The sequence below is a fragment of the Sphingomonas oligoaromativorans genome, assembly GCF_011762195.1.
In the GTDB taxonomy this organism is placed as follows: domain Bacteria; phylum Pseudomonadota; class Alphaproteobacteria; order Sphingomonadales; family Sphingomonadaceae; genus Solisphingomonas; species Solisphingomonas oligoaromativorans.
Window position 1 is genome coordinate 306641 of the sequence record NZ_JAASQK010000004.1, and the last position, 15816, is coordinate 322456.

Here is a 15816-nt window from a genome sequence, read left to right on the forward strand (position 1 = left end):
GCGCCCGAAGGGCAGGGAGAAACATCATGCTCCGTCTCATCAATCGGGGGCTCGGCATCATCGCCAGCCCCGCCTCGAACCGCGTCGGTATCGGCGCGATGAAGATCGCCATCGCGATCATCTTCCTCTGGATCGGCTTCCTGAAGTTCCAGCCCTATGAAGCCGACAGCATCACGCCGTTCGTGGCGAACAGCCCGGTGATGTCCTTCTTCTACGAGCATCCGAAGGACTATAAGTCGCATCTCACCAAGGAAGGCGAACTGAAGCCCGAACAGCGGAGCTGGCAGACCGCCAACAACACCTACGGCTTCTCCCATGGGCTCGGCACGGTGGAACTGGTGATCGGCGCGCTGACGCTGGCGGGGCTGGTATCGCGCCGGCTGGGTCTGGTGGGTGCGGCGCTGGCCTTCGCGACGCCGTTCGTCACCCTGTCCTTCCTGTTCACCACGCCGGAGGCATGGGTGCCTGCGCTGGGGGATGCCCAGCACGGCTTTCCCTATCTGTCGGGTGCCGGCCGGCTGGTCATCAAGGATGTGGCGATCCTCGCCGGGGCGTGGCTGATCCTCGTCGACACCGCCCGCGCCCTGCTCCGCGACCGGACGGTGCAGGTCGAGAAGCGGAAGCAGTTCGAGATCGCCTGACGACGTCCGGTGAAGCCCCAAGCGGCGGGTGGAGGAGGCTCCGCCCGCCGCCTGCCGTTCACCAGCGCGTGACGCGCGGCAGGATCAGCCACCAGATCAGCGCCACCGCCGCCGCGCCGGCGCCGTACCAGACGGCGACATAGAAGGGATCGTCATGCGGGCACTGGAAGATGAAGACGAAGGCGCCCCAGCCGGCTCCCGCAAGGCCGATGGCGAGCGCGCTTCCCTTCCGGTCGGTGGGGGCGCCGCGTCGCATCATCAGCCCCAGCGCCACGGCGACCGGGATCGACAGGATGACGATCGCGATCATGCAATCGATGCCGTGCCGCCACATCAGCCGGGCGCGCAGCATCCCGCCGCCGGCATTGGCGATGTCGATCGCCCAGCCGCTCACCAGCGCGGCGCCGAGCAGCAGCGCCATCCAGCGCAGGCCGGGCCGCGGCGACGCGGTCGGATCGAAGGAGCGGAGTGCCGTGACCATGCCGATGATCGTGAGGCCGCCGAGGCATCCCGCCTTCCACCAGAAGGAGGGCATGTGCATCGCCATCATGAGATCGGGCCGGTGATGTCCGAGCATCAGATAGAGGCCCAGCTCCACCATGCCGACCAGCGCCAGCACCATGCCCTCACGTCTGGGATTGCGGGGGCGCACCGGCGCGAGCGAGGCGACCAGATCGTCCAGGAGCTGCTCACTCGCCATCGGACTGCCTCTGGATCAACGCGGCGAGGCGGGCGAGGCCGCGATGGATGTTGACCTTGATGAGCGAGCCGGACTGGCCGGTCCGCGCGGAGGCTTCCTCGACGCTATAGCCTTCGAGCTTCACCAGCCGGATCGCCTCGGCCTGCGCGGGTTTGAGCGTGGTCATCAACTGGCCCAGCAGCGCCGCGCTGGTGACGGCGCTCTCATGGTCGCCGATGGCGGTGTCGTCGGGCAGCTCCTCGGTCTTCTGGCGCGACATGGCGCGCAGGCGGTCGACCCACTTGTAGCGGGCGATGGCGGCAAGCCACGGCCGGAAAGGGCGGGCGGGATCATAGCTATGGCGTTTCTCGTGAATGGCGATCAGCGCTTCCTGCACCGCATCGTCGACATGGGCGGGGGGAAGGCGCGAGGCGTAATATCGGGTCAGCCATCCCCGGATCTCGGCCAGCAGCCGGCGATAGGCGCCGCCATTGCCGGCCTGGGCCGCCGCCATCAGCGAGCCCCATTCGTCCGGCTCGGCCTCTTTCATCGGGGGCGGACGGAAACGCAGAGGAGCAGCCGGAGCGTCGGACCTGAGGCTGGAGCGGGCGAGGGAAGGCATGGAACGCCATTCGTCGGAAACAGGCTTCCGGTTACGGCATCATGCGCCGGCCCGACCGGCTGAAGGATTGGCAAGACAAGGCTCATGGCAGCTCCGTCACGCAGACTGACGAAGCTGGCCAGGAAAGCCAGCCCAATTCTCGCCTTATCCCGATTTTTCCGTCAGATGCGGAGCGCGTCGATGATCGGTCCTCCCGTGCCGCCTTGCAGCAGGACGACGCTCTTGAGCGGCGTCGGCGCGGTTTTGGGAAGCGCGATGGTCTGGGCCGTGCCCGTCCAATGGCCGACCTTCACGAGATCGTGGACGATGTCGCGGTGCGGGAGAGTGCGGCCGCCATTCTCGCCGGCCCGGATCGCCACCTGCACGGTGCGCGGATCGTAGCGGACCAGCCACAGGTCCGCCCCGCCCTTCGGCGCTGCGCCGGCGGCGACCGAGAGCCGGCCGTCTCGCAGCGACAGCGGCGGGGCCTGGAAAGCGCCGGCCCGTGCGATGGCGGCGTTCAGCTCGGCCTTGTCGCTGCCGAGGATCGTCGTCCGCCCGTTCACCCAGACCTGCGGCGTGCCGACCTGATCGCGGTTGTTATGATGTGCATAGTCCCACTGGCGCTGGGTGTAGCGGGGCGAGCCGAAACTGTCCTTCCAGCCGAGATAATCCCAGTAGGTGACCGAGAAGGAGAGCGCGACCACGTCGCCGCGATCGGCGATGGCGTTGATATTGTCCTGCGCGGGCGGGCAGCTCGAACAGCCCTGGCTCTGATACAGTTCCACCACGGTCGGATGGGCGGCCATGGGATGGACGGCTTCCCGCGCGGGGATCGATGCCCATGCCACGCCGCCGATGACGATCATTCCCAGGGCAGATCCCAGCAGCAAGCGCGTCCGCATCACGAATACTCCGATGTCGTTCGGGGCGTCCGTCGTGGAGCGCCCGTGTCGCGTGGACATTCGCGGGTTGCCGGCGACCGGTTACAATCGGCGCTGATGGCCCCGATCCCGAGTGCGGCATAGGTGAAAGGCCGCGGCCCGAAAGTCCAAGAGGTGAGGTGGATGGGAATGCGGCCTTCACCGCTGCCATTTCGACGAACATGTCACCGGCTTCGACAGACGGAACGGCCTGTTCACTTTATCCTGATGCCGGTTGGGTTATGATCCATCATGCAGATCGGTTCTGAAGAGCCTCCACCCGCCCGGCTCAGTCCGCGCGTCGCGCTGATGTCGATCGCCGGATTCTGGGCTTTCTACTTCGCGATCACGACGGCCCGCGCGGTGGCCTTCGGCTATGACAACCAGTTCGAGCTGCTGTTCCGCCGCGCGGCGGTGGCGCTCGTCAGCATGGGGCTGTCCTACATCTTCTATCTGTTGCTGCGCGGAAACCCGACCGCCTCGCTCAAGCGCACGATGGTGCTGGCGGCGTTCATCGCGATCCCGGCGGCGATCATCTATTCGAGCGTCAACCTCTTTTTCTTCCATGAGACGGACAAGAAGATGGAGGCCAAATACGAGGCCCGGTACCAGAAGGGGGCGCCGCCACGCCGGGGGTTCCCGATGGAGATGCCGCCGGGGCCGCCGGACAACAACTTCCAGATCACCACCCCCGTTCCGCCCGGCCCGCCCGTCGCCGCCAAAAACATGACGCACGACGATGAGGAGATGACCATCCTCCAGTCGATCGCGGAAAATTCCTGGAACGGTTATTTCTTCTTCGTCGCCTGGGCATCGCTCTACGTCGCACTCTGTTATGCGGCGGAAGTGGGGGCCTTGGAGCGTCGGACGGGGGCTCTCCGTGCCGCCGCGCAGGCTGCGGAGCTGCGCGCCTTGCGGTATCAGGTGAACCCGCATTTCCTCTTCAACACGTTGAATTCGCTATCGTCCCTCGTGCTCACGGGAAGGCAGGAGCAGGCCGAGCGGATGATCCTCAACCTCTCGACCTTCTTCCGCACCAGCCTGTGCGACGATCCGACGGTGGACGTGCCGCTCTCCGAGGAAATCCACCTCCAGCGTCTCTATCTCGACATCGAGGCCGTGCGTTTTCCCGAGCGCCTCGTGATCGATATCGATATACCCGAGAGGCTCCAGAGCGCGTGCGTACCCGGACTCATCCTCCAGCCACTGGTGGAGAATGCGGTGAAATACGGCGTGTCGCGATCGAAGAAGCCCGTGACGATCCGCATTCGCGCCCGCGAGAGCGAACTGGGCCTGCTGCTCTGCGTCGAGGATGACGGCGATCCGTTGCCGACGCCGATCGACGCCATCAACGGCACCGGCGTGGGCCTTCAGAATGTCCGGGACCGGCTCGTCGCCCGCTTCGGGGAGGCGGGAAGTTGTCGCTGGGGGGCGTTGCCGGGCGGCGGCTTCGCCGTGCGCCTCGCCATGCCGATGGTGTGGAACTGTGCCTGAGGCGCCGCTCCGTGCCCTGATCGTCGACGACGAGCCGCTGGCCGTCGAGCGGCTCCAGATCCTCTGCGCGGGGACGGAGGGGGTCTCGCTGATCGGCACGGCGTCGGATGGGGAGGCCGCGCTGCGGCTGGTCGAGGCGCTGTCGCCCGACCTGCTGCTTCTCGACATCAGTATGCCCGGCATGGACGGGATGAGCGTCGCCCGCGTGCTGGAGGGCAAGGCGGCGCGCCCGGCGGTGATCTTCTGCACCGCCTTCGATCAGTTCGCGGTCGCGGCTTTCGATGTCGCGGCGGTCGATTATCTGCTGAAACCGGTGACGCAGGAGCGGCTCGCGAAGGCGGTGGCGCGCGTCGCCGAGAAGCTGCGCACGCAGGCCTCCGGCGATGTCCCGCCCGGATCGGAATGGACCGAGGAGTTCTGGGTGCCGCATCGATCGGAGATGATCCGCATCGCGGCACAGGACATCGATCTGATCGAGGCGGAACGGGATTATATGCGCTTGCGCATCGGCCAGCGCAGCTTCCTGCTGCACCAGACGATCAGCGAGCTGGAGCGCCGGCTGGACCCGACGCGCTTCATCCGCCTCCATCGCTCGACGATCGTGCGCAAGGACTTCATCGCGAAGCTCCAGCATGATCGGCTCGGCACATGGTCCGCCTGTCTGGCGGACGGGTCGGAGATGCGGATCGGACGGACCTATCTGCCATCCGTGAAAGCCATCGCGGGGCGTTGACAGGCCAGCAAAAGGCGCCTCCGGGCGATTGCCGGAGGCGCTCCTGCCGTCAGTGAAGATTGATCTGACGCGGGCTTCGGTCCGCCATCGCGAGGGCCTTGCCCGGTCGCGCATCGGCGATGGCGAGTTGCACCTGAGGCGCGGCGCTCTCCAGGGCGACCCGGCGGCAGGCATCGCTCTGCCGAACGGCGAGAAGATCGCGGGCATCCGGGGCTCCGCAGACCGCCTTCGCGGCCTGGGCGACGCGGGCGTGCAGCGTCTGGACGCCGGCATCGGTGGCGAGGTCGAGGTCCGCGATGCGGACGATCGCGCTCTGGCCGTCGGTGACGGGTGCCGCGAGCGCCGGCATGGCGAGAATGGCGGCGGCGGACATTGCGGCGGAAACGCTGGTACGGACGAACCGGGTGACCATGATCCATGCTCCTCAAAGCCTGACCGGGGCCTTGCCCGGCGTGTTCGCGGTGTCTTCCGACCTCGCGGAGCCGCACCATAAGGAAGCCTTCCGCGGCCGACCCATGAGGTTCGACCGGAAGCGCTCGCCGCTCTGCGGACAGCGCCCGGACCCGACGAACGACAGGCTCGTATCGACGAATGACCTCGGGATTGAAGCGGTTGCCGGCCATTATGGGCAAGGGATCGAACCGCCGGCCCCGAGGCGAGAGCCGCTTTCGGATGGCTACTCCGAAGGGATTAGCGGGGCCGCCGCGCTTCCCTGCGAAGGTGTGTAGCTCCGAAAGGGCGATGTCCCGCCCCGAAGGAGCGGATTACACCCGTGGCCGGCGACAGGTTCGGGGCGGCGATATCGTGGCGACTCTCGTCAGGCAGGAGGCGATGGCGACGGGGCGCCCGCAAGGGGCGGAAACGCCCTGGATCATCCTCGGCGGGATATTCTTCTCCTGCTATCTGACCTGGCGCCCGATACAGGACGTGATGTTCACGCTGAGCGATGCGCTGTTCCTGCTCGGGCTGCTCGTGCTCGTCATCCAGCATCGTATCCCGCTGGAGCCGCTGCGCTTCCTCACCCCCTTCTGGCTGGCCGGGTTCGCGATGCTGGCGATCGGCCTGCTGATCGGATCGATCGGCTGCCCGATGCCGTGGCGGTGGCTGATCGTGGCGGGGCAATATCTCTTCGCCTGGGTCGTCCTGCCGCTGATCGTGATGCGGCGCGGGCCGGATCAGACGGTGCGGATGCTCAAGGCCTTCACCTGGGGCGTGTTCGCGATGAACCTGTTCGGGGCCTATATCTGGTTCACCTACACGGGATCGTTCGAGGAGGCGCGCAGCCTGCTCGGCATCGATTTCCTGTCGGGCGGGCGGCGGCTGGGCGCCTTCACGGCCGATGCGAACTGGAACGGCGCCGTGCTCGCCATGGCCGTGCCCGCCGCCTTCTATCTGCGCGCCAAGAAGGAGATCGGGAATGTCTTGCTGCTGCTGTGGCTCGCGGTGCTGCTGCTGGGTGTCATCCTCACCGCGTCGTTCACGGCCTTCATAGGCTGTTCGGCGGCGGTGCTGACCTTCATGGCGGTGGGAGGCATCCGGCCGAGCCTTCGCACGACGCTGCTGCTGGTGGCGGGAGGGGCGCTGCTCGCCCTTCTCTATTTCGAGAATGGGGGCGGGTTGCCCAAGATCTTCGTCGATCGCGTGGGCAACGCCATCGATCGCGGCGACATTTCCGAAGCGGGCACGTTCGAGGGGCGGATGGCGCTGATCCGCGAGGCGTGGGGAATGGTGGAAAGCCATATGCTGGTGGGGGTCGGCGCCGACCAGTATCGCGAGATCAGCATCTACAAGGCGCCCGTCCACAACATGTATCTGCTGCTCTGGGCCGAGGGCGGGCTGATCGCGATGTTCGGCTGGGTGCTGATGATGGCGGTGCTGCTTGCCGCGGCGATCCGGGCCTATCCGCGCGATCGGCTGGCGACCGCGCTGACGCTTTCCACCACCACCACTTTCCTGATCGCCACCACGGCGAGCCCGCATATGTATGCGCGGCTCTGGTCCGTGCCGGTGCTGATCGCGCTGGCGATATCGATCGAGGTGGCGCTCGACGTCGGACCGGCACAGCGGCGGCGCAGCCTGCTGAGGCGGGCAGAGCAGGCGCTCTGATGGAGTGGCGGCCGCATATGGCCCCCACGGCGGACGGCGCCCGGCGGGGCGGCGGATTCCCGCATATCGCGATCGTGCTGGCCGGGCTGGGGGCGGGCGGAGCGGAGCGGGTGGTGAGCCTGATCTCCGGCCGCTGGGTGGAAGAGGGGCACCGCGTCACCGTCATCGCCTTCGATCGCGTGGACGCGCCCGTCTTCCACGCGATCGATCCGCGCATCCGCCTCGTCCGGCTCGGGATCGAGCCCGGCGGGGGTGGACGGCTGGCAGGCGTGCGCGCGGTGCTCCGGCGGATCGCGGCGCTGCGGCGGACGCTGGCGGACGTGGCACCCGACGTCACCATCTCCTTCCTCACCAAGATCAATGTGCTGACGCTGCTGGCGAGCCTCGGCACCGGCCGGCGGGTGATCGTTTCGGAACGCAACAACCCCCGGATGCAGCAGGCCAGTCGCGTGTGGACGCTGCTCCTCGCGCGGCTGCACTGGCGCGCGGAAGGCATCGTCATGCAGACGCGGGCAAGCCTCGCCTGCCTTGGCGCGGCGGCGCGAAGGCGGGCGTCCGTCATCCCCAACCCGATCTCCGTCCACCCGGTCGAGGGGCCGCCCCGCGACGGTCATGTGCTGGCGGCGACGGGGCGGCTGACATGGCAGAAGGGCTTCGACATGCTGATCGACGCCTTCGCGCTCGTCGCACCGGCCTATCCCGACTGGACGCTGGCGATCTGGGGCGAGGGCGAGGATCGCCCGCTGCTGGAGAAGCGGATTGCGCGGCATCGGATGGCGGATCGGATCAGCCTGCGCGGCAACAGCCGTTCGCCCGACGAATGGGTGGGGCAGGCGGACGCCTTCGTGCTTTCCTCCCGCTACGAGGGGTTCGGCAATGTCCTCGGCGAGGCGATGGCGGGGGGGCTTCCGGTGGCGGCCTTCAATTGCGACTTCGGACCCGCTGAGATGATCCGGCCGGAGGAGGACGGCCTGCTCGTCCCCTGTGGCGATGTTCCGGGGCTGGCGGGTGCGCTCGGGCGGCTGATGGGCGACGGGGAACTCCGCGCCCGGCTGGGCGAGGCCGCGCGGCGATCCGCCCGGCGCTATCGCCCGGAGGCGATCCAGCAGCGCTGGGACGATCTGCTGGCCGGAATGGACATCCGCCGATCGATCAGGGGTGCGCGATCCGTTCCTTGCTGAGATCGTCGAGGAACTCGTCCAGATTGGTCCAGCCGCTGGCGTCATGGTGGCCCCACGCATCGAACTTGTCCGGGTTGAGGCCGTGAGCAACTTCCCAGTCGTCGGCCATTCCGTCATTGTCGCGATCGGGATAGGGCTTGCCGGAGGCGATCACCGGCAGATCGCCGAAACCCGAAACGATATGGCCCGACCGGCTGCGAACCTCGGAAACGATCCGGCGGTCGACCGCGTCGCGGGGCAGCGCGCCGGAATGGGCGAGCACTTCGTCATAGGCTGCCTGCGCGCTGGTGACGGGAACGGTGATCGGGCAGGGGGGAGATGGCACGCGGACGGCCGCCACGCCCTCATTCTCGGCCAGCAATCCGTCGAAGACATTGCCCTTGTCGTACAGGCGGGCATGGCCGGTGCTTCCGAGCGCATGATAGACCAGCGCATGGGCATAGCCGACCTTGCTGTTGGGGCCGGCGCGGAAATAATTGCCGACGATGCTGACGGGCGTGCCGCCGTAGCTTTCCCAGATTTCCGCGAACTCGACCACGCCGTTATACAGCACGTTGTTCACGATCTCGACGCAGGAGCCGCGCGGGAAGTTGATGTCCGGGTTCCGATCGCCGTTGTGGGCGCAGAGGTTGCGGATGAAGCTGACATGCTGCGGGCCTTTCGGATCGCTGGCCAGCAGCGCGCATTTGTCGTGCCTGGGAATGCCCTCGGCGAAGATCGAGTTGGAGATGGTGATCTCGTCATTCTGGGCATAGCCGCCGATATTCTCATCCAGCGACCAGGACGTGCTGACATGGTCGATCATCACGCGGCGGCTGTTCTCGATGGTGATGCCGCTGTTGGACTCGCGCTGCTCGCCGCGCCGGTCCGGCCGCACCCGGATGTAACGGATGATGACGTCGTGGGTGTTCTTGATGACGAGCGGGGTGAAGCCGTCCGGCCCGCCATTGTGCGTGAGGAGGATGCCGCCGCCCGGCGCGGTCTGCCCCGCGATGGTGATGTAGGGATTGACGATGATCGGCCGCCTGCTCGTGTAGCGGATCACGCCGCCCACGCGGAAGGTGCATACCCTCGGGCCGCGCGCGTCGATGCAGGCGCGGAGCGATCCGGGGCCGGAATCCGCCAGCGTGGTGACCGGGATGATCCGCCCGCCGCGGCCGCCGATCGAGGTGCGGCCATAGCCTTCGGCACCCGGAAACGCCTCCTTCTGCGCCACGGGCGCGGCGGCGGCCGCTTCGCCGAGCAGCATCAGCAGCATGGCCATGCCCCAGAGCAGCAGCCGTTTCCGGTCCATGTGCCTGTCCCTCAATAGGCGAAGCGTATTCCGAGCTGTGTCTGCCAGCGGTGGAAGCGATCCACCTGCTGGTCCGCGCCGCGATGCGTGTAGGTGGTGTTCAGGATCAGCGTGAGGAAGCGGTTCATCAGATAGCGGGCCTCGGCCGTGCCGCTGATGTAGCGCTGATCGTGGTCGATCGAGCCGCGATAGTGGATGTTGTCGATCGCGACGCCGGCATGGAGGATCAGGTTGTGCCGCGCCTCCTGATCGATGGAGACGCCGGCTCGCGTATCGATGCGGCCGATCGCACCGTTGCGGATCGTGGCGACGTCGCCCCGGAACACGTCCGCCACCACGGTCGTCCGCACGCGTGGGTGCCAGACGAGCCGGCCGCTCGCGGCGAGCCCGGTGAAGGATTTGAGCCGGCGATCGTCGGGATCGGAGGAGAAGACACCGGCCCCGATATTGCCCTGAAGCCGGTTGGTGATGTCGAAGGACAGGCCTGCCAGCGCGCCGCTCGTGGTCGTGTCGCGGTTGATGCCGTTGCGATCGACGCGCAGGCGCGCGTCGCGGCGGTTGACGAACGGCTCGATATAGACAGCCACGCGCTGCGTGACGTTCAGCAGGCCCCGCACGGAGGCGCGATAGGTCGTCAGGTCGCGGTCCGCGTCAACCGTCGGCAGATAGTCCAGATGGCTGATGGCGACGCGCGCGATCACGCCGGCCCGCCCGCCCTTGTAGGCATAGCTGAAATCACCCGTCGCGAGGTTGATGAGCGCGGGCGGCAGGGATCGGTCGAAGTCCGCCTCGGGATCGCTCCGGCGCTCATAGGTGCGGTCGAAGGTGACGGTGGCGTTGAGCGTCTGGCTGGCGCCGAACGTCTTGGTGGCATCGGCCTTGGCGCCGAAGGTGTTGACGTTCTCCCGCGGCGTATCGGCGTAGCGGATGAGATCGGCGTGGAGGTCCGTCTTGAGATCGAAGGTGGAGCGCTTGAGTTCGCCGGTCAGGCGCGGCTGGATGTCGAAGACGGTGTCGCCCTTTCGCCGATCGGGCGTGGCGAAGATATTGTCGTTGTAGGTGGCGTCCGCCTCGAGGCTCGGCACGAGGAGGAAGCCGCCGGCCGTCAGCGTGCGCGGCTCGTAGCCGGGGCGGGGCAGGCTCATGATCGACATGTCGCGCTGCTCGTCCTGCCCCATCAGCGGGGTGGCACCCAGACAGAGGATGGAAAGGGCCAGCACCGGGCCGGCCCCCGGCACAAGCGCCGCTCCGAAGAGCCTGATCCCGCGGCTCACAGGCCTAGAACCAGCTTTCCCGGACCACGATCATGTCGCCGGGCAGCACGGGCGTGTCCGCCGTCGCGCTCCCTTTCTGCGAGGCGCGGGTGATCGTCGCGGAGCGGGTGTTGGCGCGGAAGGTATAGCCCCCCGCGATCGATACGGCCGTCATCAGCGACATGCCCGGCACATAGGGATATTGCCCCGGCTTCTGCACCTCACCCGCGATGTAGAAGGGGCGATAGGCGATGATCTGGGCGCTGACCTTGGGATCGTTGACGAGCTGCTTGGCGCGGATCTGCGAGGCGATAGAGGCTTCCGCCTGCCGGAGCGTCTTGCCCGCGACCTTGACGGGATCGAGCATGGGCAGCGCCACCTCGCCGGTATCGTCGATCAGATAGGTGTTGGTGATGGCGTCGAGGCCGAAGACCGTGATGCGGATCTGGTCGCCCGGCCCGAGCTGATAGACGCCCGGCGCCGTCATCGACATTTCGGGCAGGCGCGCGCCGCTTGCTCCGCCGGTGCCGGCCAGCATCAGGATGGCTGCCGAGATCGCGATGAACCGATGTTTCGTCACTGCCCCCTCCTCTTCGGCGGAAGATCGCGGTGCGGCCCATGGCTTCCATCGGTCGGCCCGCGATCCGAAGATTTCCTCCCTGCCTTGCGGGCAGGGAAACGGCGGTATCGACTCATCGCATGGCATAACCCCCGCTCATGCGACGGCGCGATCATCGCACAACCAGCCGGACAAGTCTCGCTTCAGAAGATTGGCCAGGTCGCGGATATCGTCGCGATAATAATCGCGTAGCATCGCCCGAAGCTCCTCGGTGAGCGGCGGGTAGCGCACCGGCCGGGCGAGCGAGGTCCACACCCGCGCCAGCCACGGGTTGGATCGCATCGGATCGAGCAGTGGCCGCGCCGGCCGGAGAATGCGGCGTAGCGGCAGGGGGAGCGTCGGCGCGCGGCTGTCGTTGCGGCGATCGTCCACGGCCTCGGGCGCGATATGGGTGGGCACGCCGATATGCCCGCATACCCGCGCGATCACCGCCTCCGGCTCGCGGCGGATATCCTCGTAGAGGATGATCTGGAGCCGCTCGGCGGGAATATGCTCGTAGAGCCGGCGGATATGATGGGCGTAGCGCCCGCCTTCGAGGAAGCGCCCCCCGGCGGCGACACGGCCGTCGAGGTAGCGGCGGGGATCGCTGCTCACCTGTCCGCGTCGATAGAGCATGCAATAATCCGAATAAGCGCGCTCGACCGGATCGCGGAGCTGCACGATCAGCGGGATGCCGGGCAGCAGCGCGGCGATGCGCCGGGCCGCATCGGGGTGGGCGAGATAGTCGGCGGATTTCTCCCCGACGATGGGGTCCGCCGGCGCCTCGGCGAAGAGCGAGCGATACCAGTCCACGCCGCGCGCATATTCGGTGCTGAAGAAATGCGGCTCGGCCGTGGGCAGCCACAGCATCGGATGATGGCGGAGCTGGTGGCCGATCCAGGTGGTCGCCGCCTTGACGGCACCGATCACGAGGAAGGAGGGGAGCCGTCCGTCGGCCATGTCAGCGCCCCGCCTCGTCCAGCACGGAGCGCAGGATGCGTCCCATGGTGCGGCAGCTTTCCTCGTCCAGCGTCGGGTCGACCGGAAGCATCAGGCTGGTTTCCCCCAGCATGTGGGCGACGGGCAGGCGGCGCTCCGGCCCGATGCCGGCGTCTGCGAACGCGCGTTCGCGGTAGATTTCCGGGCATATCCCCGTCTGGCAGGGGATGCCGAGATGCCAGGCCTCCTCCACGATGCGGTCGCGGCTCCAGCGCGGGTGGAGCGTGTCCGGCCGCACGAAGGCGTAGAACTTGTAATAGGCGTGGCCGACATTCTCCGGCGGATGCACCTGACGGAGGACGGCGCTGTCGGACAGCTCCTCGATCAGGATCGCCGCGTTGCGACGCCGGGTACCGGTCCAGAGCGGGAGCTTCTGAAGCTGGGCGAGGCCGATGGCGGCCTGCATCTCGGTCAGCCGATAGTTGCTGCCAAATTCGCGGTGGAGCCAGCGGAAGCCATGGCCCGCGACGACGGCATGGGCGTCCTGCTGATCCTTGCCATGATCCTTGAGCGACCAGGCCCGCCGTGCCGTCGCCGCATCGCGCAGCAGCAGCATCCCGCCTTCGCCGCCGGTCGAGATGATCTTGTCCGTGCAGAAGGAGAAGGCCGCCGCGTCGCCGAAGCTGCCCACCGGGCGGCCGCCCAGCGTCGCGCCATGGGCCTGGGCGCAATCCTCGATGAGCTTCACGCCATGCCGCTCGGCCAGCGTCGCGATCTCGTCCGCCGCGGCCGGATAGCCGCCGAGATGGACGAGGATGATCGCCTTCGTCCGCCCGGTCAGCGCGCGGGCGACGAGATCGGCCGTGAGTCCCTGCGTCTCGGGATCGATGTCGCTGAAGACCGGGGTGGCCCCGCACGCCACGACACAGCTCGCCGAGGCGACGAAGCTTCGTGCGGGCACGATCACCTCGTCACCCGGCCCGATACCAAAGGTCTTGAGCGCCACTTCCAACGCCAATGTGCCGTTGGCGAGCGCGATGGCGTGGGGCTGGTCGCACATCCGGGCGAAGGCGGCCTCGAAGGCAGCGCATTTCTCGCCATGGTGGAGCGAGTTCACCCGCCCGGAGCGCAGCACCTCGGCCACCGCCTCGATCTCGTCCTCGGCATAGACCGGCCAGCGCGAACGGATGCGCGCGAGCTTCACCACATCGTAGGGCGAGGCGTCGTCCATGTCTCCGATGTCGGGCAGGATGCTGGCCATGGCAGCGCTACAAGGATTGCGGGACGAGCGCTTCGGGCGGCCAGGCGGCGCTGGCGCGACCCGTCGCGGCGGGCTGCTTCGGCGCGACCTGAAGCATGTCGCCGCCGTCCGGCTCGATCATCGAGAAGAGGATATGCTTCACGCTCTCCTCCTGATGGGCCATGATCGCGCGGGCGAGCGCCTCCAGCCCTTCGCGCAGCACCTCGATCGGCACGGGCGACGGCTGGGCCTCGAACACGCCGGGAAGCGCGGAAGGCAGGCGCTGCTCGCGCTCGTCGAACAATTCCTCGTAGAGCTTCTCGCCGGGGCGCAGGCCGACGATCTGGATCGGCACGTCCCTGTCCGGCTCCAGCCCCGCGAGGCGGATCATGCGACGCGCGATATCGATGATCTTCACCGGCTCGCCCATGTCGAGCACGACGATCCGGCCGCGCCGCACGTCGCACTCCATCGCCCGCGCCATGCTGTGGAGCACGAGCTGCACGGCCTCGTGGACGGTCATGAAATAGCGCGTGATCTCGGGATGCGTGACGGTGAGCGGGGCGCGGCGCTTGAGCTGCCGCTGGAAGAGCGGGATGAGCGAGCCGCTCGATCCCAGCACATTGCCGAACCGCACGGTCATGAACCGCGCCGCGCCCGGATCGCCGGCACCGTCGAGATCGAGGGCCTGACAATAAAGTTCGCCCAGCCGCTTGCTGGCGCCCATGATGCCGACGGGGTTCACCGCCTTGTCCGTGGAGACCTGCACCATCGCACGCACGCCATAGCGCTGGGCGGCGTCGGCCACGTTGCGGGTGCCGAGCACGTTGGTCTGCACGCCCGCGCAGATGTTCGTCTCGACCAGCGGCACATGCTTGAGCGCGGCGGCATGGAAGACGAAGTCCGGCCGATGCTGTTCGAAGGCGGCCATCACGCTGCGGCGCTGGCGGATCGAGCAGAGCAGCGGCGTACAGGGGATGTGCGGATAATTCTCGCGCAGCTCCAGCTCGACCGAGTAGAGATTGAACTCCCCGCATTCGAGCAGGATGATCTCGGCCGGGTCCATGGTGGCGATCTGGCGGACGAGCTCGCGGCCGATCGTGCCGCCCGCGCCCGTGACCATCACGCGTTGCCCCTTGAGGGCGCGGAGCACGACATCTTCGTCCAGCTCGGCCTGCGGGCGGCCGAGCAGATCGGCGAGGTCGATCACCTCAAGGTCCAACGGCTGACCGATCTCGGTCGGTGACGGCGCGTGCAGCACCGAGAGGCCCAGCGTCTCGGCCGCCGCCACGAGGCGGAGACGGCTGTTGCCCGGCACGGCGGCGCCTTCCGCGAGGATCAGGCAGCTCGGCCGTTCTTCACGGGCGGCGAGCTTGCCGACGACATGCTCCAGCGCGTCGATCCCGCCGAGGATGGGCACGTCGCGCAGCCGCAGCTCGACGTCGCGTTCGCCCGTGTCGATGATGCCGACGGGGACATAGCCGGGGTTGGGCGTCGCCTCGATCTGGCGCAACAGCACCGCCACCTGCTCCGGCAGGCCGACGATCAGCGCGCGTTTGGGCGCGGCGTGCGCCGGCTCCGGGGAGGCCGGGGCGATATGATGCTGGCGGCGGATCTCGCGCAGCCGGTCGCTCAGGATGCGCCGCCCGATCCGCCCCACGACGAGGATCGCCACCAGCACCAGCCACTGGATGATCGGCACGGACGTCGGCAGCCAACGCGCGCGGGAAACCGCCACCAGCACGAGCACCGGCACCGCGATCGATATCGACGCGGCTTCGAGCAGCGAACTCAGATCCGACAGCGAAGGCATCCGCCAGACGCGCCTGTAGAGGCCGAAGACATGGAAGGTGATGAGGCCGCTCACGATGAAGATCGGCAGATTGGCGACGAGCCCCTCCCACATCTTCGGAGGGATCGAGCCGTTCATGCGGAGCGCCAGCGCCAGCGTCAGCGCGAGGGCGATCGCGCCGGCGTCATAGAGGATATAGCCGATCCTCCGCGCGGCGCAGTGCCCTATGGTCGGGATGGCTTTCATACGACCACGTTCCCCTTCGGCGCGAAGTCGGCCCAACTTGACGCGCGGCGCGTGTGGTTTCCGTCGACGCCGCTCGGCTTGGCGAGAAACATAGAT

15 protein-coding genes are annotated in these 15816 nt (G+C 67.6%); 5 read left to right on the forward strand and 10 right to left on the reverse strand.

Annotated features, from left to right (window positions below; all coding sequences use genetic code 11):
* The first annotated feature begins 26 nt into the window (after positions 1–26).
* On the forward strand, positions 27–641 hold the full coding sequence (gene rclC / locus FHS98_RS10110) for a reactive chlorine resistance membrane protein RclC (RefSeq protein ID WP_167103825.1): 615 nt from the start codon (positions 27–29) through the stop codon (positions 639–641).
* Between the two features lie 58 nt (positions 642–699).
* Here the strand turns inward: rclC and FHS98_RS10115 are convergent, their stop codons facing one another.
* The 3 genes from FHS98_RS10115 to FHS98_RS10125 all read right to left on the reverse strand — a co-directional run bounded on the left by FHS98_RS10115 (position 700) and on the right by FHS98_RS10125 (position 2790).
* Complete coding sequence (locus FHS98_RS10115; RefSeq protein ID WP_167103828.1) at positions 700–1341, reverse strand: NrsF family protein; 642 nt, start codon at positions 1339–1341, stop codon at positions 700–702.
* Entirely contained in the window at positions 1331–1870 is a 540-nt protein-coding gene (locus tag FHS98_RS10120; protein WP_167103831.1) for a sigma-70 family RNA polymerase sigma factor, read from the reverse strand. Before FHS98_RS10120 ends, FHS98_RS10115 begins: the two co-directional genes overlap by 11 nt.
* Positions 1871–2103: 233 nt before the next feature.
* Positions 2104–2790, reverse strand: a complete 687-nt coding sequence (locus tag FHS98_RS10125; RefSeq protein ID WP_167103834.1) for a DUF1223 domain-containing protein — start codon at positions 2788–2790, stop codon at positions 2104–2106.
* Between the two features lie 306 nt (positions 2791–3096).
* On the opposite strand from FHS98_RS10125, the gene FHS98_RS10130 reads away from it, so the two are divergent.
* Both FHS98_RS10130 and FHS98_RS10135 read left to right on the forward strand, forming a co-directional pair.
* On the forward strand, positions 3097–4338 hold the full coding sequence (locus tag FHS98_RS10130; RefSeq protein WP_167103837.1) for a sensor histidine kinase: 1242 nt from the start codon (positions 3097–3099) through the stop codon (positions 4336–4338).
* Positions 4331–5071 carry a response regulator gene (locus FHS98_RS10135; RefSeq protein WP_167103840.1) on the forward strand — a complete coding sequence of 247 codons (741 nt, stop codon included), beginning with the start codon at positions 4331–4333 and terminating at the stop codon, positions 5069–5071. Before FHS98_RS10130 ends, FHS98_RS10135 begins: the two co-directional genes overlap by 8 nt.
* A 49-nt stretch (positions 5072–5120) precedes the next feature.
* Here FHS98_RS10135 and FHS98_RS10140 read toward each other — a convergent pair whose 3' ends face one another.
* Positions 5121–5483, reverse strand: coding sequence for a UrcA family protein (locus tag FHS98_RS10140; RefSeq protein WP_167103843.1), 363 nt, complete (start codon positions 5481–5483; stop codon positions 5121–5123).
* A gap of 392 nt (positions 5484–5875) precedes the next feature.
* Here FHS98_RS10140 and FHS98_RS19075 point away from each other — a divergent pair, with 392 nt between their 5' ends.
* Together FHS98_RS19075 and FHS98_RS10150 are read left to right on the forward strand one after the other, a co-directional pair.
* Positions 5876–7177 (forward strand): O-antigen ligase family protein, encoded by a 1302-nt coding sequence (locus FHS98_RS19075; RefSeq protein ID WP_167103846.1) that lies wholly within the window; start codon positions 5876–5878, stop codon positions 7175–7177.
* Between the two features lie 17 nt (positions 7178–7194).
* Positions 7195–8358 (forward strand): glycosyltransferase family 4 protein, encoded by a 1164-nt coding sequence (locus FHS98_RS10150; protein ID WP_243847955.1) that lies wholly within the window; start codon positions 7195–7197, stop codon positions 8356–8358.
* Here FHS98_RS10150 and FHS98_RS10155 read toward each other — a convergent pair.
* From FHS98_RS10155 to FHS98_RS10180, 6 genes are all read right to left on the reverse strand, one after another.
* The gene (locus tag FHS98_RS10155) at positions 8330–9652 is read right to left on the reverse strand and encodes a pectate lyase family protein (protein WP_167103852.1); all 1323 of its coding nucleotides are present in this window, start codon (positions 9650–9652) and stop codon (positions 8330–8332) included. The two genes, FHS98_RS10150 and FHS98_RS10155, sit on opposite strands and share 29 nt — an antisense overlap.
* 11 nt (positions 9653–9663) lie before the next feature.
* Positions 9664–10890, reverse strand: coding sequence for an outer membrane beta-barrel protein (locus tag FHS98_RS10160; RefSeq protein WP_167103855.1), 1227 nt, complete (start codon positions 10888–10890; stop codon positions 9664–9666).
* A gap of 40 nt (positions 10891–10930) precedes the next feature.
* Positions 10931–11485, reverse strand: a complete 555-nt coding sequence (locus FHS98_RS10165) for a polysaccharide biosynthesis/export family protein (RefSeq protein WP_167103858.1) — start codon at positions 11483–11485, stop codon at positions 10931–10933.
* Between the two features lie 135 nt (positions 11486–11620).
* Positions 11621–12463, reverse strand: a complete 843-nt coding sequence (locus FHS98_RS10170; protein ID WP_167103860.1) for a sulfotransferase family protein — start codon at positions 12461–12463, stop codon at positions 11621–11623.
* A 1-nt stretch (position 12464) separates the two neighbouring features.
* Entirely contained in the window at positions 12465–13703 is a 1239-nt protein-coding gene (locus tag FHS98_RS10175; RefSeq protein ID WP_167103863.1) for a DegT/DnrJ/EryC1/StrS family aminotransferase, read from the reverse strand.
* Positions 13704–13710: 7 nt separating this feature from the next.
* The gene (locus FHS98_RS10180; protein WP_167103866.1) at positions 13711–15720 is read right to left on the reverse strand and encodes a polysaccharide biosynthesis protein; all 2010 of its coding nucleotides are present in this window, start codon (positions 15718–15720) and stop codon (positions 13711–13713) included.
* Positions 15721–15816 lie beyond the last annotated feature (96 nt).

Bases quoted from the DNA above. Each gene is read 5' to 3' on its own strand.
- rclC (WP_167103825.1), top strand. From the start codon at position 27: ATGCTCCGTCTCATCAATCGGGGGCTCGGCATCATCGCCAGCCCCGCC.
- FHS98_RS10115 (WP_167103828.1), bottom strand. From the start codon at position 1,341: ATGGCGAGTGAGCAGCTCCTGGACGATCTGGTCGCCTCGCTCGCGCCG.
- FHS98_RS10120 (WP_167103831.1), bottom strand. From the start codon at position 1,870: ATGAAAGAGGCCGAGCCGGACGAATGGGGCTCGCTGATGGCGGCGGCC.
- FHS98_RS10125 (WP_167103834.1), bottom strand. From the start codon at position 2,790: ATGATCGTCATCGGCGGCGTGGCATGGGCATCGATCCCCGCGCGGGAA.
- FHS98_RS10130 (WP_167103837.1), top strand. From the start codon at position 3,097: ATGCAGATCGGTTCTGAAGAGCCTCCACCCGCCCGGCTCAGTCCGCGC.
- FHS98_RS10140 (WP_167103843.1), bottom strand. From the start codon at position 5,483: ATGGTCACCCGGTTCGTCCGTACCAGCGTTTCCGCCGCAATGTCCGCC.
- FHS98_RS10150 (WP_243847955.1), top strand. From the start codon at position 7,195: ATGGCCCCCACGGCGGACGGCGCCCGGCGGGGCGGCGGATTCCCGCAT.
- FHS98_RS10155 (WP_167103852.1), bottom strand. From the start codon at position 9,652: ATGGACCGGAAACGGCTGCTGCTCTGGGGCATGGCCATGCTGCTGATG.
- FHS98_RS10170 (WP_167103860.1), bottom strand. From the start codon at position 12,463: ATGGCCGACGGACGGCTCCCCTCCTTCCTCGTGATCGGTGCCGTCAAG.
- FHS98_RS10175 (WP_167103863.1), bottom strand. From the start codon at position 13,703: ATGGCCAGCATCCTGCCCGACATCGGAGACATGGACGACGCCTCGCCC.
- FHS98_RS10180 (WP_167103866.1), bottom strand. From the start codon at position 15,720: ATGAAAGCCATCCCGACCATAGGGCACTGCGCCGCGCGGAGGATCGGC.